The following is a 19,617-nucleotide window of genomic DNA, read 5'->3' as shown; positions in this document are numbered from 1 at the left end:
CTATTCTCATCTTCAACACAGTGTGAGATTGTTCGAAGAGGAGGTTTTCCAATGCTGAACCGTAAAGCCATCCTAGCAGCAGCCACCTTTCTTTCATTCTTTTCGGTGGTTCCCGCCGTCGAGGCGCAGAACGAACGCACACTGACCGAAGCGCCGGCCCAGACCGGCCCCGTCAGCATCACCTTCGATCGCGCAGAAGCCAAATACGCCATCGGCGAAGTGGTCGGCCTCTTCATCCAGTCGAGCGAAAACGCCTATGTCACGGTGCTGAACGTTTCGCCGAACGGCGCGGTGGTGAAGCTTTTCCCGAACAAGTACCAGACCGATGCGCTCATCGGCGCCGGCAAGCGTGTGCAGGTGCCGGATCCGGCAAGCGGCGCCCGGCTGCAGGTTTCAGGTCCGGTCGGCCAGGAGCAGATCAAGGTCTTCTATTCCTCCAAGCCGCTGACCATCTTCGCCGATCTCGGCGGCAGCGGCAGCGGCATGTTCCGCTCGATCGACGGCGGCATGGATGCCGTGTCCCGCAGCCTTGAGGAAGCCCGAAGCCTCGGCACCAAGATCAGTAGCAAGACGCTGATGCTGACGACGGTCGATAGTCTGCCCGCGGCCCCTCCCGTCGCAGCCGCCCCTGCCGCAAAACCCGCACCGGTCGAGCAGGCGGCAAAGCCGCCCGTTGCGCCGAAACCGGCAGCCGCTCCGAAGCCGGTGACGAAACAGGAAGTTGCCAAGAAGCCGGAAACGGCGGTGGAAAAACCGAAGCCCGCTGCGCCGAAAAAGGTGGCGCCGAAGCCTGTCGAGCAGGCCACCACACAGCCGCCGAAGAAATACAAGATCGTCACCAATCTGGCGCCCGGCCAGGAACTTGCCGCCGACGAACTGGAACTGATCGGCCCTGCCGACACCACGTCGTCCACCCGGCCGACCCAATATAAGCAGCCGACGCAGTACAAGCAGCCGGCCCAGTCTTCTCAGACCAAGATGCCGAAACTGCCGATGCCGCAGATCAAGATGCCGCAATTCAAGCTGCCCGGCGGCTTCAGCATCAAGATGCCGCAGCTGAACCTCGGCCGCTCGGCCGAACCGGATCAGGCCGGCGAGGAGATCGAGGTCGCCAACGCCGATACGCCGGTTTGCACCGCGCTTCTCGACAAGCTGAACACCGCCGTCGCCGCCAAGGATATCACCGCTGCCGCTTCCGAGGCCGATGCGATCGCCGTCAGCGCCGATTGCGGCCAGTTCCAGGTGAATGCCCAGCGCCGCGTCGCAGCCCTCAGGCTTTCCGCCGCGCAGGAGATGATGGCCGCCGATAGACCGGTCGCCGATTACGAACCGCTGCTTGTCGCTGCCGACAGTCCGCAGGTGCTGTGGCAGGCTTCCGCCACGCTCGGCGAGATCTATTTCTCCGCTCGCCGCTTCGCCGATGCCGCCGCCGATTACCAGCAGGCGATCGAGATCATCAAGAACGAGACCCGCACGCCGAAGGCGCCGCCGGCCGAAACGATTTCCGATCTCATCCAGCGCGCCGCCCAGGCCCGCATCCTTGCCGCGAATCCTTCGAGCGACAATCCGCAAGGCAGCTTCGTGCCGGCCGAGAAGGATCACCGCAGCGGCGTGCTCGGCGGCATCTATTCCGAGAATGTGCGCGGCATCGTGCCGGTCTCCATTCCGGTGCCGATCACCTTCGATTTCGACAAGTCGAGCTTCACCTCGATCGGCACCGAGGCCGCCGAGGAACTGCTGGAAGCGCTGAAGGAGCAGAAGCCCGGCCGCATCATCCTCGTCGGCCATACCGACCGGCGCGGCGCTGACGATTATAATCAGAAGCTGTCCGAGCGCCGCGCCCAGGCCGTCGCCGATTTCCTGAAGAGCCACGGCATCGACGCGACGATCGATGCCGAGGGCCGCGGCGCCTCCGAGCCGGTCGACGTGACCGCAACCGCAAACCTCACCGAAGACGATGTCGATGCGCTGAACCGGCGCGTCGAATGGCGTCGCGAATAGCCGCGGCGAGGGGAGTTTGGCCATGTCCGCATCCGTTTCCATGGCCGCCGCATTAGCCCTCCTCACGCTGGCGGCCACCGACAGCCTGGCAAGGACGATCGAGGCGCCCGAGCGCGGCGCGGTCCGGGCGGTGCTGATCGGCATCGATCTCTACCGCAATGTCCCGCCGCTGCACGGCGCCGTCGCCGATGCCGAGGACCTTTCCCTGTCGCTGCGCTCGGTCGGCGTCGAAGACATGACGCTCCTGAAGAATGGCGCAGCCGATCGCGAGGGCATTTTCCAAGCGATCGGGGCCGTGACGGAGCGGGCAGGACCTGGTGACCTCGTCGTGCTCGGCATTGCCGGTCACGGGTCGAGCGAGCCGGAACGCGTCAAGGGCTCGAAACCGAGCGGCCGCGACGAGGTCTATGTGCTGGCCGGCTTCGACACTCGGCTGCCCGGATCGCGCGAGCGCATCTTCGGCGACGAGTTCAAGGTGCTGATCCGCGGCCTGGAGGCCAAAGGCGCCGATGTCGTCTTCATCGCCGATACCTGCCATGCCGGCGGCATGACCCGCGACGTCGATCCGCGCGGCGCCGAGATCACCTGGCGCCAGGCGCCGTCCTATACGATCGAGGAGGATGACCTCGCGCCGATTTCGACGACAGCCGATGCGCTCTCCACCGGCTTCGATTTCGAGCGGCTGACCTTCCTTGCCGCCGTCGACGAGAACACCAAGTCGCCCGAGATCACGATCCCCGGCATTCCGCAGAAGCGCGGCGCGCTGAGTTATGCCACCGCCCGCGCCTTCGAAGGGGCGGCCGACCGCAACGGCGACGGCGCCGTCAGCCGCCGCGAACTCTTCGAATATGTGCGCCAGGCGGTCTATCAGTTCACCGACCAGCGGCAGAACATCTTCACCGAAAGCCCGCCCGGAACCGATCTCGACCGTGCGGTCGTCTATGCCTACGAAGGGGCGGGGGCGCAGGCGGTGGCGGAGAAGTCAAACACTCCGCTGCCCACCGAGCCCGCGCCGATCAGCGTCGCCGCCCTGGGGTCCGAGCCGGTTTTGCAGGGGATCGACGCAGCCGTCACGCCATTCAAGCTGACCGAGGGTGCCGATGCCGAACTTGTCTTCGATCCCGATAAACACGAGGCGATTGCCGGCGGCGATGTCGTCGCCTCCGCCATCGGCGCCGGCGACATGCCTTTTGTCGTCGACCGGATGGCCGCGCTCGACACGCTGAAGCGGCTGTCCGAGACAAACCCGCAAACCGTGCGCGTGACGCCGTCCGACACCGTCCATGGCGAAGGCGAGCGCGTCGGCGTCACGGTTTCGGATCTATCGGGCCGCAAGCTCGTGCTCTTCGACGTCACCGGCGATGGCACCGTGCAGTTCCTCTATCCCAACGAGAAGGAGGCCGATGCCGAGATGTCTCAGACCTTCGACCTCGATCTTTCGGTCGTCGCGCCCTTCGGCACCGACCTGCTCGTCGCCGTCACCTCTGAAACCCCGATGCCGCAGCTTGTGGAGTTCCTGAAGCAAAACGACAGGCGCCGCACCGCCGGCAATATCGCCAGGCGCCTCGGCGAATTCCTCCCCGAGGGCGCCCGCGTCGGATTTACGGTCCTCTATACCTCCGCCGGAGCCAAGCTATGAGCACGTCGATCAGCCGGGTCCTCACCATTGCCTCCGTCATGCTGCTTCTGGCCTCTCCGGCTCTTGCGCAGCAGGATACCGATTTTGCCGGCGAGGATGGCGGGCGCGTCATCGGCGGCCAGGCAGCCAAGAAGGGCGAATGGCCCTGGCAGGTGAAAATCCTGGCGCCCGACCCCGAACAGCGCGGCCGCTTCGGCGGCCATTGCGGCGGCTCGCTGATTGCACCGCGCTGGATCTTGACGGCCGCCCATTGCGTCACCAGCGGCCGCTCCGGCAAGCAGGATCTCTTCGCCCGCGACCTGCTGATCGTCGAGGGCAAGTCGAAGATCGACAAGGTGATCGCGGTCGACGGCCCCGACAAGCCGGGCCTTGCCGTGGAAGACGTCGTTATCCATGAGGATTTCGACCGCAAGGTCTTCGCCAACGACATCGCCCTGATCAAGCTCGCCGAGCCCGCCAAATCAAGGCCGGCGATCCTTGCCTCGGCCTCGGACGAGGCGGTGGAGGCCGCCGGCCACCCCGCCGTCGTCACCGGCTGGGGTTACACCAAGGCCGACCACGGCTGGGACGACAAATATCTGCCGACCGAGCTGCAGGAAGTCGAACTGCCGATCGTGCCGCGCGAGGACTGCCGTGCCGCCTATCGCGACAGCTCGATGCGCATGAACCCGATCGACGAGCGCAATGTCTGCGCCGGTTATGCCGAAGGCGGCAAGGATGCCTGCCAGGGCGACAGCGGTGGACCGCTCGTCGCCCAGCGCCCCGACAAAAGCTGGATCCAGCTCGGCATCGTCAGTTGGGGTGCGGGCTGCGCCGAGGCCGAACATTACGGCGTCTACACCCGCGTCGCCGCCTTCCGCGGCTGGATCGCCGCGAAGACCGACGGCGACGTGCCTGATGTCGACGGGCCGGCGACAGGCGATCAGGTGGCGTCAACCACCACCGGCGCCGCAACGAAGCAGCAAAAATCCGGGCAAGAAGAGGCCAACCTCACCATCACGTCGCCGCCCGCCGGCGATACCCCGCCCGCCGGCAATAGCGCGCCTGCCGGCACGACTGAAACGCCAAGCCCCGACATGCCCGCGGACAAACCCGTCACCGGGCCTGCAGACGCCGAACCCGACGTCCAATCCCCGACCGTCCAGACGCCAGTGATCCAAGGCTCCCCCGGCGATCGCGCGCTGCTGATCGGCATCGACGATTACGAGATGCGCGAGGCCAAATTGACCGGCTCCGCCAGCGACGTGAAGGCGATGCAGGTCTTTCTCGCCAAGACGCTCGCCTACCGTCCGGAACAGATCCACACATTGACCAACCGCAAGGCGACCCGCGAGGCGATCCTGGCCGAGATCGACGACTGGCTGGTGCGCCAGTCGACGCCGGGAAGCCGTGTCTTCCTCTATTTCAGCGGCCAGGGCTCGGAGGAAATGGGCGCCGAGGAAACGACGAGCCCGACGCTGGTTGCCGCCGATGCGAAACTGGTGCGCGAGGGTGGCAAGGTGACGGTCACCAACCAGATCCGCGAAACCGAGATCGCCGCACGGCTGAACAGCCTCAAGGACCGCCGCGTCACCCTGCTGATCGACGCCTGCCATGTCGGCCCCGGCAGCCGCAGCGCGGTCGCAGCACCCTCCGGCACCGTGCGCTGCCTCGGCCCGGCACTGGCAGCCATCGAACCGCCGAACAAGTCAGGCAAGGAAGCGAAATTCTCCTTCGGTGGCGAAAGCGCCATGGTCTGGTCGGCCGTCAATGCAGGGCAGTGGGCGCTCGTCGATCGCGAGGCCAAGCCGGCGCTCGGTGTTTTCACCCGCCACTTCATCGAAGGCGTGCAGGATGGCGTGGCACGCGCCGCCGACAAGCCGAATGTCAGCAATGCCGCCCTTCTCGATTATGTCCGGCGCAAATCCGACGAATATTGCCGGACGCATGCCGAGGATTGCCGCTTCACGCCGGTCCCGCAATTCTACGGCCTGCCGGATGCGCTAGGCCGCGACGTGATCACCGGCGAGGAGGCGAAGACGCCGGTCGCCGCCGTCGAAAATACGCTGAAGAGCGACAATGAGGCCGGTGTTGCCGTCGACATGCTGCCCGGCACCGCCGTCAGCATCGGCGACAAGGTGGCGATGCGCGTCTCTACCAAGAAGTCCGGTTACCTGATCCTGGTCGATATCGACGCCGCCGGCAAGCTGACGCAGCTCTACCCGAACAAGCGCTCGATGGGCCTGAAGCCGACGGCCAAGAGCGGCGACAACCGGCTCGATCCGGCCCGGCCGGTCGTCGTGCCCGATGCGCGCAATCCCTATATCGGCTTCGAATATCAGGTCGAGGGTCCGGCCGGCGTCGGTATGGTCGTCGCCATCCTCAGCGACAAGCCGATCGAAGTGCTCGACCTGCCGGATGTGCCGACACCGCTGGTCGGCCAGCGCGCCGCCTTCAACTATGTCTACGATCTCGCCCGAAGCCTCAGGATCGTCGGCGACGACGAGACCGGCGCCCAGGGCAAATGGTCGTTCGATTCCAAATTCTATCGCATCCGCTGAAGAGGAGCGAACCATGCCGAAATCCACTCTGCTGGCCGGTCTTGCCGCTTCCCTGATGGCGTTTGCCCCAGTCCATGCCGGCGAGACCGGCGACAGCAAGGCGGTGCTTGCCGCCCAGGCGGGGCTTGCCGCCGAGCTCATCGACCGCACCCTGGCAAAGGAAGGGGCGGCCAATATCATGGTGTCGCCGGCAAGCCTTGCGGCCGCCCTCGGTCTCGCAAGCCTCGGCGCCTCCGATGAGGGCAAGGCGGCAATCGCCAAGAGCCTCGGCTTCGCCGGCGAAGTGAAGGGACCGGAAAAGGTGCTTGCCGCCATGACGGGGGAAAAGCCGGCCGCGGCCGATGCGCCTTTGGCGACGGCGGTTGCGATCGTCTTCGACGACAGACTGGTGCTCGTTGCCGATGCGCTTCCCATGCTCGCCGGTCACCGGGTCAAACCTTCGATCGAGGATCTCGACGGGCCGAAATCGGTCGAGAACATCAACGGCTGGGTGAAGAACGCCACGCGGGGCGCCATTCCGTCGATCCTCGACGCACCGCCCGGCGGCGGCTTCGTCAGCCTCGGCGCACTCTCCTTCAAGGCGCGCTGGAAGACCTCCTTCGAGAAGGAGAGCCCGGCAAGCCCATTTCAGCGCCCGGATGGCTCGACGATTTCGGTGCCGATGATGCATCTTGCCAGCGACGGGCAGAGGTTTCGCTCCGATGAAAAATTCACCGCCGTCGATCTTGCCTATGCCGGCGAGAGCTACAGCATGGTCGTGGTGGCGGCGCGCTCCGGCAAGGGTGTCGGCGGCACGGATCTGAAGGCGCTCGCTTCCTGGCTTCAGGGCGAGAAATTCGAGGCCGCCAAGGGCGAAATCTTCCTGCCCCGCTTTTCCCTGAACGACGGGCGTGATTTGATGCCGGTACTGAATGCGATGGGCGTGGCGCCCGAGAAGGCCCCAAAGACTGAGAAGACTGGGGATGCGGGTTTTCCGGGTTTCACCAAGGAAAACATCCGCTTGTCCCATGTCCTGCAGAAGACCATGATCAAGGTTGACGAAAACGGCACGGAGGCGGCGGCAGCCACGGCTGTCATCACGGAACGCAGCATCGAGCCGACACTTGTTCGCGTCGTCGCCGATGCCCGTTTTGCCTTCGCGCTTCGCGATACGAAGACCGGCCTGCTGCTCGCCGCAGGCCTGATCGGTGACCCGCTTCTGGCGGGTGAATAGAATTCGGTTTCATGAATGAATGCAGGGGGACACGTGCATGAGAAGTGATCTGATCGCCCGCTACACGATCGGCGAGCCGATCTATGAAAACGAGTTCATCGTCTATCCCGCCCAGGACAAGCGGATGGACCATGCGGTCTTCATCGTCACGCCCGATATAGCGCTAAAATTGGACAAGGCGCGTTTCGAGCGCGTCTGGACCTCGATCAACGAGGCCAAATCGCTGACGGCGCGGCGCTTCGTCGAAATCGAGGACCTTATTCCGCCGTCGCCGGAAGACGACAATTTCTATATCGTCGAGAAGCGGCCGTCGAAGACGCTGCACCAGTATCTCGACGAAACGGAGATGGTGGCCTACGAGCGCGCCGTCGAGATCGGCCGCCACATCCTCGAGGGCCTGGCGACGCTGCACGGCGCCGGTTACGCCCACAATGCCCTGACCGACCAGTGCATCTATGTCTCCGAGGATTATTCCGGCCTGTCGGTGCGGATCGGCAACCTGCACCTGATCTCGAAGATCGGCGAGCATATCATACCGCCCTATGTGCCGGAATTCGGGGCGCCGGAGATCTATGCCAGCGGCACCTTCTCCGCCTCGCCGGCGCTCGATATCTACGCCATGGGCATGATCGCCTACAAGCTCTTCCTGCCGCGGCAGACCTATGCCAGCGTCTTCGACAGCGTCATGGTCTGGGAAGACGAGCACCAGCGCGAGCAGAGCTGGAAGAACATCCATCTCGATCCGTCCAACGTCTTTCCCCGCCTTGATGTGCTGACCCCCGGTTTTCCCGAGGGTCTGGCAAGCCTTGTGGAAAGGATGCTGAGCCGCGACCCGGCCGCGCGACCGCGCACAGGCGCCGATGCGCTGGGCGAATATGCCCGGGTGACCACAGGCATCCAGCCGATGTCATGGGATCCGCGCGGCGGCATGCAGCAGCCGGAACCGCCGAAGCCGAAAAAATGGACGCTGGCCAAGCTCTCCATGATCGGAGCGCTGCTCCTGATCTGCATCGGCGTCGGTGTCGTCACCATCCCCAAACTGCTGCGCCCGGATCCGAAGCTCGTCGCCGATGTCGACACCTGGAAGAAGGAGGCCGAAAGCCGCAAACAGAAGGCGATCGCCGCCAAGGCGCCGGAGCGCCCTTCCGGTGACCAGGCGAAACTCGCCTATGACACCGGTTCTGCGGCGCTGACCTCGGCCGATGCGCTGCTCAAGGACGAAGACTACGACAAGGCCCTTCCGGGCTATCAGACGGCTGCCATCAATCTCGGCAATGCGCTGATCGCCATCTCCAAGGAGAATGCCGAGAAGGCAAAAGCTGCCGCCTCTGCCGCAGGCGGCGACAAGGCGCCGGGTTTTGCCGAGGCCGATACCAAGATGAAGACTGCCGCCGAGGCCGCCGCCGCCAAACAGATGCACGCTGCCGTCGGCGCCTATGACGAGTCGAAAACGACGTTTGACGATCTCGCCAAAGCGCTCACCGCGCTCACCGCAGCCGAAAAGGACGCGGCGGCCAAACGCGAAACCGTCAACCGCATCGGCGCCGGCGATAGCCCCGACGTCGCCAAGGCGAGCGGGCTGATGACCGAAGCCAAGGCCAAGGCCGAGCAATGGCAGACGCCGGCGGCGACCTCAGGCTATGGCGACGCCGCCAAACTGTTCGACGCCGTCATCGCCGATGTCATGGCGGCGAAGGACGAGGCCACCGCGCTGAAGCAGAAGGTCACCGATCTCAACGCCTCGATCGCCACTCGCGCCGGTGCGGCCGATCCGACGCTAGCAGCCCTCGCGCCGAAGATCGGCGAGGCCGACGACCGCTACACCGCCGAGGCCTACAAGCTCGCGATCATTGCCTACCAGCCGATCCTCGCCGATCTCGAGGCGCTGTCGGCGCGCGGCTTCTGCCCGGTTTCGCCGACCCTTGCCTTCGAAACCGTGCCGGCCGGAAGTTATTCGCTGGAGAATGTCCGGCTGATGACCTCCTCGATGAAGGAACTCGGCGGCATGCTCGGCGTTGCCAATGGCGCAGTGAAGATCGACAAGTCTTTCTGCATGCAGACGAAGGCCGTCAGCCGCGCCGAAATGGCGGAATATTACACCGCCATCTCAGATCAGACCGCCGCCCAGGCCTATGCCGACAATCCGCAGCAGCCGGCCGACGACGTGCCGCTTGCCGTGGCGCAGAACTATACCGCCTGGCTGTCGAAACAGCTGAACGCCCCCGTCCACCTGCCGTCGGCAACCGAATGGATGGCAAGTGCGGCGAAGATCCCGCCGGAAAAACTGCCCGATAACGGCGACATCATCCTGCAATGGAGCGCCACCCCCTGCGAAGCCGGCGGCAACGTCGCCTTCATGGCGCAGGAGGGCTCCACCTTCGTCGTCTGCTCGGATGCTTCGGCCGGCGGGATTTTCCGGGTTACTGCAGAATTGCGGTGAGGATCGGAAGGGTGGAGATTGAAGGGGGAAAGCTGGGTGCCGCTGACTATCGGCTGCGCGGGATGATGCGCCCGCCCGACCGCGATGGGACAATGTCGATTATCGGCAATGTCCCGTTCGGGCCGCGTCGCGGTCAGCCAGGCTGATGGCGATCAAATCCCGAACGGCGTGCAAGTCCGTCAAGACGCAAGCGCCGAGGCCAAGAAAAAATAGAGAATTCTAGCCGCGGGCAAACGCCGCCAGCGTCTCTCCCGCCATCCGATAGCGGATCCATTCCTTCTGCGGCTCCGCGCCGATCGCCTCATAGACGCGGATCGAAGGTTCGTTCCAGTCGAGCACACTCCATTCAAAGCGGCCGCAGTTCTTTTCCAGCGCGATCTGTGCCAGGCGCCGCAACAGCGCCTTGCCGGCTCCCGAGCCGCGCGCGTCCGGTGTTACGTAGAGATCTTCCAGATAAAGGCCGTTCTTCGCCTGCCAAGTCGAATAGCTGAAGAAATAGACCGCCATGCCGATCGCTTGGCCTTCGCGTTCGCAGATCAGCGCATGCGTGACCGAACCGTCGCCGAAGATCGCCGCACGCGTGCTCTCCTCGGTCGCCTCGACCTCGTGGATCGCCTTTTCATAGTCGGCCAATTCGCGGACGAATCGCAGGATCGTTGCCGCATCTGAAGGCGTCGCGGGGCGTATGTTAAGGGTCATGTGAGAGGCTCCTGATCTGGCGCTCCAGATGAAAGAACCGTCCCGACCTGTCAACTGCATGACGTGCGGAGTGCATCTGTGTAGGCTTGCAGTTTTGTTCCCTCACGGCTCCACGGCGGCTCCCGCCATCGAGATGGCGATCAAATCCCGAACGGCGTGAAGATCCGCCAAGATGCAAGCGCAGCGGCCAGGAATATCCGGAGCCGGCTGAACCAGATCAGGCACCATGATGGTCATCGCTCCGGCGCCTGATGCGGAGAGAACTCCATTTCGGGAGTCTTCCAGGGCAACGCATTCCGATATGGGCAGGTTGAGCCGCTCGGCGGCCAGCAGGTATGGAGCGGGATCCGGTTTTCCCACCGTGTAATCGCCATAGGCAAATATGGTTTGGAACCGGCGGCCTTGCAGCCCGGCGGCCGAAAGATGCGCCTCGACGGCCGTCCGATCCGATGAGGTGACGATGGCCGAAGGGATCCGCGCCGCTTCGAGGAAGGATAGGATTTCCGGCAAGCCTGCCTTCGTTCGTAAATCCGTTTGCACCATCTGCGTGAAGAGTTCCGAAGCCTGCCTCCAGAGATCCTCCAGAGGGGCATCCTTGCCGAACCGGGCCAACAGGAGTTCGCGCACACGGGAAGCCGGCAAACCGATGGTTTCAAGATAGGCCGAGAGAGGCAATTCGAAACCCGCATTCCGTGCAGCCGTGATCGTCGCATCCCGATACAGCGCCTCGGTATCGAACATCAAACCGTCCATGTCGAACAGAACGGCTTTGGGGGCACGGGGCAGGCGCTGCATGTATGGCTTTCGACAAAGGGGATTCGCTTGAGTGTATACTGGCTTGCCGTGACTGCACCATGGCCTATGGGTCGTCACCGTCATGACGAATAGAGGGAGGGGTTCCGGCAGATCGACAAATATGCTACTGAGTAGCAAATTCGGCTCAATGGAGATAAACCGATGAGTGTCAAATCGTCGATCTCGCTGACCGACCAGCAGGACGCCTTTGCCCGTTCGCTGGTGGAAAGCGGCCGGTATTCCAGCATGAGTTCCGTTCTTCAGCAGGGCTTGGAACTCCTCCGCCAAAAGACGGAGGCAGAGGCCGTCGAAACGGCAGCGCTTCGCGAATTGGTCCAGCGGCGTCTGAAAGGCCCGATGATTTCCACGACGGAAATGGAAAGCCGCGTCGAGGCGATGATCGAGCGGAAGCGGCGGGCTGTTCGTGTGGAGCCTTGAATATTCCGAGGATGCCGAACGCGATTTTGAGCTGATTTTCGATCATCTCTTCGAGTCCCACGTCGAACTCGGAGACTTGGCCGACGAGGCGTTGGAGCGTACCGCTGAACGAATCCGCAAGTTGCGTGTCGAAATCGATCGTCTCGTCGATACGCCTTATACCGGCACATTGCGGGCCGACATTGACCCTGGAATCCGGTTTCTTCGGCGGGATAAGGCGGCTATCTGGTTCGTGCCGGTGGAAAGTCGTCGCACGATCACTATCGCTGCAATTTTCTACGGCGCGCAGGACCATATCAGACATATGCTCGCACGTATGCTGGCTGGATAAGGTCCCTACTGGTGGCAGTTGCTACGCTTCGTCGGAAAGCATGGTTCAAAAACGCCTTCCATGATTTCCGATCATGTGGACGGCCTTTCCGCCCCAGGGATGTCACCTGTCGACGCAACGCAGGGCGCTCCGAGATAAAGCCATGGGCGCCATTTTTCCTGATTCCACAGCCTCGCGTTCAAGCGGTGCCTCTCGACAGTTTTCAATTCCAAATTTCAAAATACGCGCGTATATTGATCGCGGGGACTGTAGTACCCGTGCCTTGAGGGGTCGAGGACAATGTGCTGGAATACATCATCAGCATTTACGCCGGTCGGATTCGCTTTGCGAGGACCGGCATCTCGCAAGATCGTATGGACGCTGGGCGACGCGGCGCGTCTCCTGATCAACGACTGGCCTTGCGATGACGGCGAGGAATATGTGGCTGCCGTGAAAGCCTGCGTCGACGCATTGAGCGGGAAGATTGCCCCGGAACAATTCCGGGAAGCGCTTCTGCGTGCGGCCGATGAGGCGGGGATCGCGGCTCTATCGCTCGTCCCGCGGGGACTGGGAGAGCGGCGGCCGGACCTTCCTCCGATGATGCTAACCTAGGCCGTATTTCCAGGGGCTACCTGCCTATCGACGTCAGGCTTGCGCCGGGAGCGGCCGTCGCTGATGCATGTCGCCCGGAAGTGTGCAGCGGTTCCGGAGGTACGACATGCATAAAAACAAAGAGCTAAAGCACGTCGCTTGAACCACGTTTCATGCGACGCGCTTTAGAGCAATTCCAGGAAAAGTGCGAAGCGGGTTTCCCAGGCAAAGCGCGAAGCGCTTTTGCCGGGAATTGCGTAAAAACAAAAGAATAGAGCGGTTCTGCGCTTCCGTTAAAAGCTGAACCGCTCTAGACCGCTCGAACTTCGGCAAGTCGCTGTTTCGCGTATTCGTCATCCCAACAGACGGCGGCTTCCCATGCGGCCGATGCTTGCGCGGCGATGTCATACGCCCCGGCTTCCAGATCGGCAGCATTATGGGGCAAGACGAGGTCAAGGTCGGGGACGTCGATATGCGACTCATCCCAGTCGATCAGTGCGACGCGGTCCGTGGTCATGCGGATGTTGGCAGGGTTGTTGGGATTACCGTGGACGACGCTTGCCTCACGTCCGATAAGCCGTGCCCACGCCGCGCGGCATCGAGCGACGCCATCTGGCGGCATCGCGGCAAGGTCGATCCTCGTCCCCGTCTCGGCATGCAGGAGGTCCGTCGAGGATCGCCACCCTGGGCGCTGCGGCCAGCCTTGCGTCAAACGATGCAGTTCGCGGAGGGTCTCGGCGACACGACGCCAGTCGCCCTCGGTCTCGGGTGGTCCGCCATGCATGTATGTCATAACCATCAGGCCATCCGCGAATAGCCGGCCGTCGTCTGCCGGGATCGGCACCGGCACGCTCAGACCTTCACGGTCAAGGTGCCGGAGGAGTTCAACCTCCCACGCCAGATCAGCATTGCTCCTGGTACCCAGACGACCGACTGCAAGTTGCCCGTGGATGTGCACGCTCCAGACATCATTGGCGACCCCGCCAGCCAGCCGTTCGATGCGAACCGCGTCCTTGCCCCACAGCTCCAGTGCTTCCCATCCCACTCGCGGCACCCTCGATCAACCCGATTGAGACTTGGGTAAACCAAGCGCAGGATCGGGACAACACCCGGTCGCATTGCGCCCCATATTGCTCATAGAACCACCTGTTTCCTTTTTCCGAAAGCGGACATGGCACAGGTTTGAGAAGCGGTCATTGGGAAAGCCATTGCGTTCGTACTCAGGCTTTGGTCGCCTCCGCTCTGGTCGTTGGCTTCAGCAAGATGATGAGAAGCAAGCCGGCGACGATGAGTGCCGCGCCTTCGAGATGATAGCGTTGCAACTGTTCGCCGAGGAACAGGTAGGCGAGCACGGCGATAAAGATCGTCTGGATGTAAAGCAGCACGCCCGCCCGCGCCGCACCCAGGGCCTCGATGCTGCGATTGAAGAGATAATACATAACCGCGCCACCCGGGATCGCGACATAGCCGAGCGCGATAAGGCCGCTGGCATTCAGCGTCGAGCGCTCGTCGGAGACAAGCTCAAACAGGTAGAAGGGCAGCGCCGTCAGCACCGCTGCACCGAGGAGCAGCACGAGGAGCGCAAGGCGATTCACATCGAATTTCGCCCGGCGGAGCAGGACGGTATAGAGGCTGAAACAGAACGCGCCAGCGACGATCCACAACTCCCCGGGATTGAGGTCGAGACGCAAGAGCGCAGCCGGGCTGCCCTTGACGATGATGACCACGATCCCGAAAAAGGCGAGGATCGATCCGATCACCTGCCAGCGTCCCATCGGCTCAGCCAGAATGAAACGGGCAAGAATCATGGTGATGATCGGGATCAGGGCGATGATGATGCCGGCGGTCGTGGCATCGGCATGTTCAAGGCCGACAAAAATCAGGCCCTGGCAGACGCCAAGCCCCACACCGCCGATGGCGAGCAGCTCGAGGCCGCGAGCCCGCACCAGCGCGACCATGGCGCCGAAATGCCGGTACACGATGGGCATCAGGATCGCCCAGGCGATCAGCACGCGCCAGAAGCAAAGCGCCCAGGGCGGCATCTCCGAAGAGACCCATTTCGCGGCGATATAGACGCCGGCCGACAGCAGCCAGCAGAAAACCCCCACGGAATAGGCGGCTGCAAGCGAACCGCCCGCCGCCTGTTCCGTCCCGACCGTGTCGCGATGGACCGCCAAGACATGTATCGCCATGGCCCAGTTATGCCACAATTCCCGTGCGCTGCACAGATGAAGGCGGCGGTATCCCTGGTTGCGAAGCCGCCGTCTGCTGGCGGGACGAGTATGCAGTCAAGCGGCTTGCCGAAGTTCGCCCGGTCTGAGCAGTTGCGGCGGGAAATCGGCTCTCCTGAAGAGGCGGCACGGCCGTCTGCGTGAATCCCATCCCGATGAAGCAGCGATGATCGCTTCGAAGCGTTGCACACGCATCGCGGCCCCTGCGATTCTGCACCGTTTCATGATCCGGGTGATGCGTATCGAGAGGCTGGCTCTCATTTTCCCCGGCTACCGACCAGGGCGCGTGGCCGGTAAATTTTATCCATTCGATCAAGCATTTCGCTTGACTGCCAAACGGCATACTCGGCGTCGCGGAGACCAGAGCTCGGTGACGCAACGTCAAAAGGGGTGAGCATATGGACAGACTTTTCTATGTTGGCGTGTCGGCCGCTCTCTTTGCGGCCTTTGCCTTTTCGCTCAATTTCGTCGTGCCCTTCATCATCGGTGACTATTCCACCTTTGATTTTGCCCTCATCCGTCACGTCGTCTCGGCACTCGTCGGGCTTTACATTCTGTTTTCCGAGAAGGGTGTCATGCGCCACCTCACGCTTCGAAACTGTCTGCAAGCCATCTGGCTCGCCTTCGTCGGCTATGTCGGTTACTTCCTGACAGTGACCGGAGCGGCCCTCTTTGCCGGCCCAGTCATCGCCCCGGCCTTTCTCGGGCTGGTACCAATCGTATTGATGGTCATTGGCAATCAGCGACAGGCATCATTGCCATGGCGATCCCTCATGGTGCCACTGGCACTGGTGCTGGTCGGCCTTGTTCTCATCAATGGCACGGCATTCACAGCCGAAGGATTGGCTTCTGTGCAATCATTGTGGATTGGCGTGCCGCTGGCGCTTGCTGCCGTGGGCCTTTGGGTCTGGTTCGCGCTTTCCAATCAGGCGGCACTCGCCGCACGGCCGGACATGCCCTCCGGCGTGTGGTCGGCGCTGATACTGGTGGGCGGCGGCGTCTTGATGCTGGCCTTCTATCCCATCGGTGCCGCGATGGACCTCTTCCGGCTTCCTATATTGGGATTCGGCTGGAGCGCTGCCGGCAACCTCTATGTCTGGGGCACAACTCTCGCGCTGCTGGCCACCGTAGGCGGCGTCTGGGCCTGGAATATCGCCTCCCGCAGCCTGCCGGTTGCCTTGGCCGCGCAATTGATCGTCTCAGAGACTGCCTTCGGCGTGATCGGCGGACTTGTCGTGCATGCCCGCTGGCCAACTCCGATCGAAGTCGCTGGGGTTGTCGTCCTGATCGCCGGCGTCGTTCTGTCGGTTCGGATTTTCTATGATCGCCAATTTGCATCTGCAAAGACAGTGCTTGCGAACGAGTGACCCGGTGGACACAGGGCCAAAAACAGGCGCAGGCATCAGAGATGCAACCACGTTCAACCTAAAATCCGCTTTTGATGCAAACATGCCGCCTCGCCACTCCGATGCGTTGTCCGCTTTCAAGCCACCGCTTGGCTCTACGTCTGTTTTGAGGACGCCAAGCAGCCTTCGCCTTCGACACCGAAAGGTCCGCTTAGGACCGAACTCCGCCATGGCTCAGATGGACCAAAAGCAAACTCCCCGGTGAGGTCGGCTGTCCAAAGGCTTGCGTGCGGTGGAGTGGCGGCGGCCAGTAAAATCACCGGCCGCCCTTCACATTCAGCAGGGAGCCGAGGGCCGGCTCCCCGTCCTATACCATGGCGGCGGCGGCCCGCAGCTCGAGCCTTCGGCATAGCGGGTCGTCTGTCAGGCCTCGGATTTCAGCTTGCCGCCGACCGCCCAGGAATCCTTGGCGATCTCCGTTATCAGGATTTCCAGCGATTCCGGCGGGCACGCGAGGGTTTCGACGGCGGCCTTGGTTGCTTCGCGCGCGAAGGCGCGTTTCTGATCGTCGGTGCGGCCGGGATGCATCTGCAGGTGAAGAATGGGCATGGTCTCTTCCTTGGTCAGGTTGGTGATGTCCGTCGTCTTGGCGCGGGCATGACGACCATGTTGTAAATTCCTGAGTTGATAAATAAGCTGTTGGTATCGTCATTCGAAACCAACAGGTAGGCAATCGTGGACAAGCTGGCCGGCATGGCGATGTTCGTCAGGGTCATCGACAATGGCAGTTTCGCGGCGGCCGCGGAGATCGCGCAAGTGTCGCCTGCCATGGTTGCCAAGCACATCAAGACGATCGAGACCCGGCTCGGGGCGAAGCTGATCCATCGCACCACGCGGCGCCATCAACTGACAGAGGTCGGCCAGCTCTATTACGAGCGCTGCAAACGCGCACTTTCCGAAGTGGCGCTGGCCGAGGCTTCGGCGAGCGAACTGCAATCGGCGCCGCGCGGCCGGCTTCGGTTGGTGGCGCCGGTCAGCTTCGGCACGCAAGTCCTGGTGCCGGCGCTGATCGATTACCAGAACGCCTATCCCGACGTCAGCATCGAACTGTCGCTCGACAACAATGTCCATGATCTCGTCGGCGAGGGGTTCGAGCTCGGTATCCACATCGGCCCGCTCGCCGACAGCGGCCTGGTCGCCCGCCCGCTCACGCCCTACCGGCGGATTCTCGCTGCCTCGCCGGACTATCTTGCCCGCCATGGCCGGCCGGCCTCGCCGGAGGCTCTGGCGAACCACCTCTGCCTCGGCCACTCCTATTGGCGCATGCAGGATCGCTGGCACCTGGTCGGGCCGGGCGGCGAACTGCGCGATGTGTTGATCTCCGGAAAATTCTCGACCAACCAGGGAGCGGCGCTGCGCATGGCAGCACTCAGCGGCGCGGGAATTGCGCTTCAGCCGGAACTGTTGCTCGCCGCCGATATCACCGAAGGACGGCTTGAACGGGTACTGCCGGAGTGGTCCTACAAGCCCGTCCCGATGCACCTCGTCTATGCGCCGAACCGGCGGCCGACAGCGATGTTGCGGACGGTGATCGATTTCCTGATGGGACGGTTTGGCTGACGACGCTCGGCCAAGGCCGATGTCGCTCGTAAGGTTTAGCCTTGAGCTCTGTCCCCGGCTCCGGACTTACGCCTGGGGATAATCATTGAAGGCGACTATTTGCCGCGCCGCTTTAAAGCCTATGGACGTCGAAGTTTCCGCATCTAGATGATGATCGGTTGTGGATAGCGTTTGATCAACTGCCTGTCTCCCAGCGGAGCAACTCAATGCAAATCACAAAGCTTGTTTTCGGACTTTTGCTCATCGCTATCGTGCAGCCTGACCCTTCGGCTCACGCCGACGAGTTGGTGCGATTTGACAGCGCAGTCGTAAAGCCAAGTCCATTTCTGGAACGCAAGGCAAGGGAACAAGGTGTCAGTCTCCCGCAGGCCCAAGTCACGCACTTGCTGGGATATCTAAGCCGACCACAGGGAGATGGTCCCTTTCCGGCTATCGTCGTCATGCACGGTTGTGGCGGTATCCATGAGAACGTCAAGACTTACTGGCCGCAGCGGTTGACCTCATGGGGATATGTCGTGCTTGTGGTCGACAGCTTCACGACCCGCAACATCGACAACACCTGTGAGAGCTATCTTCCTGACCGGGTATTCGATGCCTACGGGGCTCTCGATTTCCTATCAACATACACCTTCGTTGATGCCCGACATGTGGGGCTGATGGGCTTTTCCGCTGGTGGCATCGCGACGCTGGAAGCCACGAAAGCCGAGGGCAACGAACAGTTCATGGATCGGAAGTTCGAGGCTGCAGTCGGGTACTATCCGGTTTGCGCTCCCCACGAGGGCGATGCGACGGTGCCAACTTTGATCCTCATTGGCGACGTGGACGATTGGAGCCCAGCCGAAAGGTGTCGGCAGAGGGTTTCTCACATCAGTGGCAAAGGTCCGCCGATCGAACTCGATATCTATCCAGGTGCGTACCATGCCTTCGATGCTCCAGACGTCACAGTGGCAAAGACGGCATTCGGTCATCGGGAAGAATATAACGCGCCTGCTGCCGAGCAGTCCTTCATCAGAGTGAAGGCATTCCTGCACGAGTATCTCTCGAACTGAACGAGCTGGCGGCAATTTGGCGGCGACGCGGGCTCGATGATGCGTCAGTCAGGTTCGCTTGCCGGCGATCAGCGGTGCTGATCGTTCTCGCCTTCCAGCCAGGCAAGCTTCGGGGCTGAGACCACTCAACTCGGATTCGATGCAATAAAGTTCACCGATCGGCTTCATGTTTGAAGCCCATCAGCAATCTACCCTCATTGAAGCAGGACAAGAGATGGACAGAATATTCATCGTAGGCAATGGCGGAAGTGGCAAGTCCTGGCTGGCCGGGCAACTAGCCCATAAATTGCAAATCCCAGCAGTTCATCTCGACGATCTTCATTGGCTACCGAATTTTGCCGGAGAGCGTCCGCGTGATGAGCGCGACCGACTGGTGACCCAGGCTGCTGGCAACAGCTCTTGGGTGATGGAGGGTATTTACGGTTCGATCCTCAGGCAGGTGATGACGCGTGTGACAACTCTCATTTGGCTCGACGTCTCTGACGATGAGTGTATTTCAAACCTTCTGCAACGAGGCCAGACCGGCGGCGGGACCGTGGAACAGTTCGAGGAATTGCTGGAATACACGCGTGGTTACCGTCTTCGGAAGAACCACATGAATTCCTTCGACGCACATCAACGTTTTTTCGAGGAGCATCCGTTGCAAAAGGTAAGGCTGTCCAGCCGCTCGGATGTTGCGACCTTCCTGGCGACAATCTGAAGCCG

Annotated in this window: 17 protein-coding genes; 12 read left to right on the top strand and 5 right to left on the bottom strand. The window is 62.3% G+C overall.

Annotated elements, in window-relative coordinates; all coding sequences use genetic code 11:
• Positions 1–51 precede the first annotated feature (51 nt).
• Genes FHT69_RS15590 through FHT69_RS15570 form a run of 5 tightly spaced genes read left to right on the top strand, consistent with a single transcriptional unit; the run spans position 52 to position 9,833 of the window.
• Positions 52–2,001, top strand: coding sequence for a DUF4384 domain-containing protein (locus tag FHT69_RS15590; protein ID WP_063475707.1), 1,950 nt, complete (start codon positions 52–54; stop codon positions 1,999–2,001).
• 22 nt (positions 2,002–2,023) lie between these two features.
• A complete protein-coding gene (locus FHT69_RS15585; RefSeq protein WP_183905588.1) occupies positions 2,024–3,640 on the top strand; it encodes a caspase family protein in 1,617 nt (538 codons plus the stop codon).
• Entirely contained in the window at positions 3,637–6,180 is a 2,544-nt protein-coding gene (locus tag FHT69_RS15580) for a trypsin-like serine protease (RefSeq protein WP_183905587.1), read from the top strand. Before FHT69_RS15585 ends, FHT69_RS15580 begins: the two co-directional genes overlap by 4 nt.
• A 13-nt stretch (positions 6,181–6,193) precedes the next feature.
• The gene (locus FHT69_RS15575) at positions 6,194–7,393 is read left to right on the top strand and encodes a serpin family protein (RefSeq protein ID WP_063475704.1); all 1,200 of its coding nucleotides are present in this window, start codon (positions 6,194–6,196) and stop codon (positions 7,391–7,393) included.
• A 37-nt stretch (positions 7,394–7,430) separates the two neighbouring features.
• A complete protein-coding gene (locus FHT69_RS15570; protein ID WP_047614522.1) occupies positions 7,431–9,833 on the top strand; it encodes a protein kinase domain-containing protein in 2,403 nt (800 codons plus the stop codon).
• A 219-nt stretch (positions 9,834–10,052) separates the two neighbouring features.
• Here FHT69_RS15570 and FHT69_RS15565 read toward each other — a convergent pair whose 3' ends face one another.
• On the bottom strand, positions 10,053–10,532 hold the full coding sequence (locus tag FHT69_RS15565) for a GNAT family N-acetyltransferase (protein WP_029868333.1): 480 nt from the start codon (positions 10,530–10,532) through the stop codon (positions 10,053–10,055).
• 102 nt (positions 10,533–10,634) lie between these two features.
• Entirely contained in the window at positions 10,635–11,327 is a 693-nt protein-coding gene (locus FHT69_RS15560; RefSeq protein WP_127430142.1) for an HAD family hydrolase, read from the bottom strand.
• A gap of 162 nt (positions 11,328–11,489) precedes the next feature.
• Between FHT69_RS15560 and FHT69_RS15555 the strand changes: the two genes are divergently transcribed.
• The 3 genes from FHT69_RS15555 to FHT69_RS15545 all read left to right on the top strand — a co-directional run bounded on the left by FHT69_RS15555 (position 11,490) and on the right by FHT69_RS15545 (position 12,687).
• Positions 11,490–11,765, top strand: coding sequence for a type II toxin-antitoxin system ParD family antitoxin (locus FHT69_RS15555; RefSeq protein ID WP_029868331.1), 276 nt, complete (start codon positions 11,490–11,492; stop codon positions 11,763–11,765).
• Positions 11,746–12,096 carry a type II toxin-antitoxin system RelE/ParE family toxin gene (locus tag FHT69_RS15550; RefSeq protein ID WP_097542621.1) on the top strand — a complete coding sequence of 117 codons (351 nt, stop codon included), beginning with the start codon at positions 11,746–11,748 and terminating at the stop codon, positions 12,094–12,096. Before FHT69_RS15555 ends, FHT69_RS15550 begins: the two co-directional genes overlap by 20 nt.
• Positions 12,097–12,375: 279 nt before the next feature.
• Positions 12,376–12,687, top strand: a complete 312-nt coding sequence (locus FHT69_RS15545; protein ID WP_029868329.1) for a DUF982 domain-containing protein — start codon at positions 12,376–12,378, stop codon at positions 12,685–12,687.
• Between the two features lie 289 nt (positions 12,688–12,976).
• Here the strand turns inward: FHT69_RS15545 and FHT69_RS15540 are convergent, their stop codons facing one another.
• The gene (locus FHT69_RS15540) at positions 12,977–13,711 is read right to left on the bottom strand and encodes a phosphotransferase (RefSeq protein WP_029868328.1); all 735 of its coding nucleotides are present in this window, start codon (positions 13,709–13,711) and stop codon (positions 12,977–12,979) included.
• A gap of 175 nt (positions 13,712–13,886) precedes the next feature.
• Positions 13,887–14,858, bottom strand: a complete 972-nt coding sequence (locus tag FHT69_RS15535; protein WP_029868327.1) for a DMT family transporter — start codon at positions 14,856–14,858, stop codon at positions 13,887–13,889.
• 437 nt (positions 14,859–15,295) lie between these two features.
• On the opposite strand from FHT69_RS15535, the gene FHT69_RS15530 reads away from it, so the two are divergent.
• Positions 15,296–16,264 (top strand): DMT family transporter, encoded by a 969-nt coding sequence (locus tag FHT69_RS15530; protein WP_183905586.1) that lies wholly within the window; start codon positions 15,296–15,298, stop codon positions 16,262–16,264.
• Between the two features lie 402 nt (positions 16,265–16,666).
• Here FHT69_RS15530 and FHT69_RS15525 read toward each other — a convergent pair whose 3' ends face one another.
• Positions 16,667–16,936 carry a 4-oxalocrotonate tautomerase gene (locus FHT69_RS15525; RefSeq protein ID WP_183905734.1) on the bottom strand — a complete coding sequence of 90 codons (270 nt, stop codon included), beginning with the start codon at positions 16,934–16,936 and terminating at the stop codon, positions 16,667–16,669.
• A gap of 42 nt (positions 16,937–16,978) precedes the next feature.
• Here FHT69_RS15525 and FHT69_RS15520 point away from each other — a divergent pair, with 42 nt between their 5' ends.
• From FHT69_RS15520 to FHT69_RS15510, 3 genes are all read left to right on the top strand, one after another.
• Entirely contained in the window at positions 16,979–17,863 is an 885-nt protein-coding gene (locus tag FHT69_RS15520; protein WP_183905585.1) for a LysR family transcriptional regulator, read from the top strand.
• Between the two features lie 206 nt (positions 17,864–18,069).
• On the top strand, positions 18,070–18,912 hold the full coding sequence (locus tag FHT69_RS15515) for a dienelactone hydrolase family protein (protein WP_063475697.1): 843 nt from the start codon (positions 18,070–18,072) through the stop codon (positions 18,910–18,912).
• 166 nt (positions 18,913–19,078) lie between these two features.
• Positions 19,079–19,612 carry an AAA family ATPase gene (locus FHT69_RS15510; protein WP_183905584.1) on the top strand — a complete coding sequence of 178 codons (534 nt, stop codon included), beginning with the start codon at positions 19,079–19,081 and terminating at the stop codon, positions 19,610–19,612.
• Positions 19,613–19,617 lie beyond the last annotated feature (5 nt).

The sequence above is a fragment of the Rhizobium sp. BK008 genome, from assembly GCF_014197345.1.
Lineage (GTDB): Bacteria > Pseudomonadota > Alphaproteobacteria > Rhizobiales > Rhizobiaceae > Rhizobium > Rhizobium anhuiense.
Note: the sequence above shows the minus strand (reverse complement) of the source record. Positions and strands in the feature narration are given on the sequence as shown.

Bases quoted from the DNA above. Each gene is read 5' to 3' on its own strand.
- FHT69_RS15590 (WP_063475707.1), top strand. From the start codon at position 52: ATGCTGAACCGTAAAGCCATCCTAGCAGCAGCCACCTTTCTTTCATTC.
- FHT69_RS15585 (WP_183905588.1), top strand. From the start codon at position 2,024: ATGTCCGCATCCGTTTCCATGGCCGCCGCATTAGCCCTCCTCACGCTG.
- FHT69_RS15580 (WP_183905587.1), top strand. From the start codon at position 3,637: ATGAGCACGTCGATCAGCCGGGTCCTCACCATTGCCTCCGTCATGCTG.
- FHT69_RS15575 (WP_063475704.1), top strand. From the start codon at position 6,194: ATGCCGAAATCCACTCTGCTGGCCGGTCTTGCCGCTTCCCTGATGGCG.
- FHT69_RS15570 (WP_047614522.1), top strand. From the start codon at position 7,431: ATGAGAAGTGATCTGATCGCCCGCTACACGATCGGCGAGCCGATCTAT.
- FHT69_RS15565 (WP_029868333.1), bottom strand. From the start codon at position 10,532: ATGACCCTTAACATACGCCCCGCGACGCCTTCAGATGCGGCAACGATC.
- FHT69_RS15560 (WP_127430142.1), bottom strand. From the start codon at position 11,327: ATGCAGCGCCTGCCCCGTGCCCCCAAAGCCGTTCTGTTCGACATGGAC.
- FHT69_RS15555 (WP_029868331.1), top strand. From the start codon at position 11,490: ATGAGTGTCAAATCGTCGATCTCGCTGACCGACCAGCAGGACGCCTTT.
- FHT69_RS15545 (WP_029868329.1), top strand. From the start codon at position 12,376: ATGTGCTGGAATACATCATCAGCATTTACGCCGGTCGGATTCGCTTTG.
- FHT69_RS15535 (WP_029868327.1), bottom strand. From the start codon at position 14,858: ATGGCGATACATGTCTTGGCGGTCCATCGCGACACGGTCGGGACGGAA.
- FHT69_RS15530 (WP_183905586.1), top strand. From the start codon at position 15,296: ATGGACAGACTTTTCTATGTTGGCGTGTCGGCCGCTCTCTTTGCGGCC.
- FHT69_RS15515 (WP_063475697.1), top strand. From the start codon at position 18,070: ATGCAAATCACAAAGCTTGTTTTCGGACTTTTGCTCATCGCTATCGTG.
- FHT69_RS15510 (WP_183905584.1), top strand. From the start codon at position 19,079: ATGTTTGAAGCCCATCAGCAATCTACCCTCATTGAAGCAGGACAAGAG.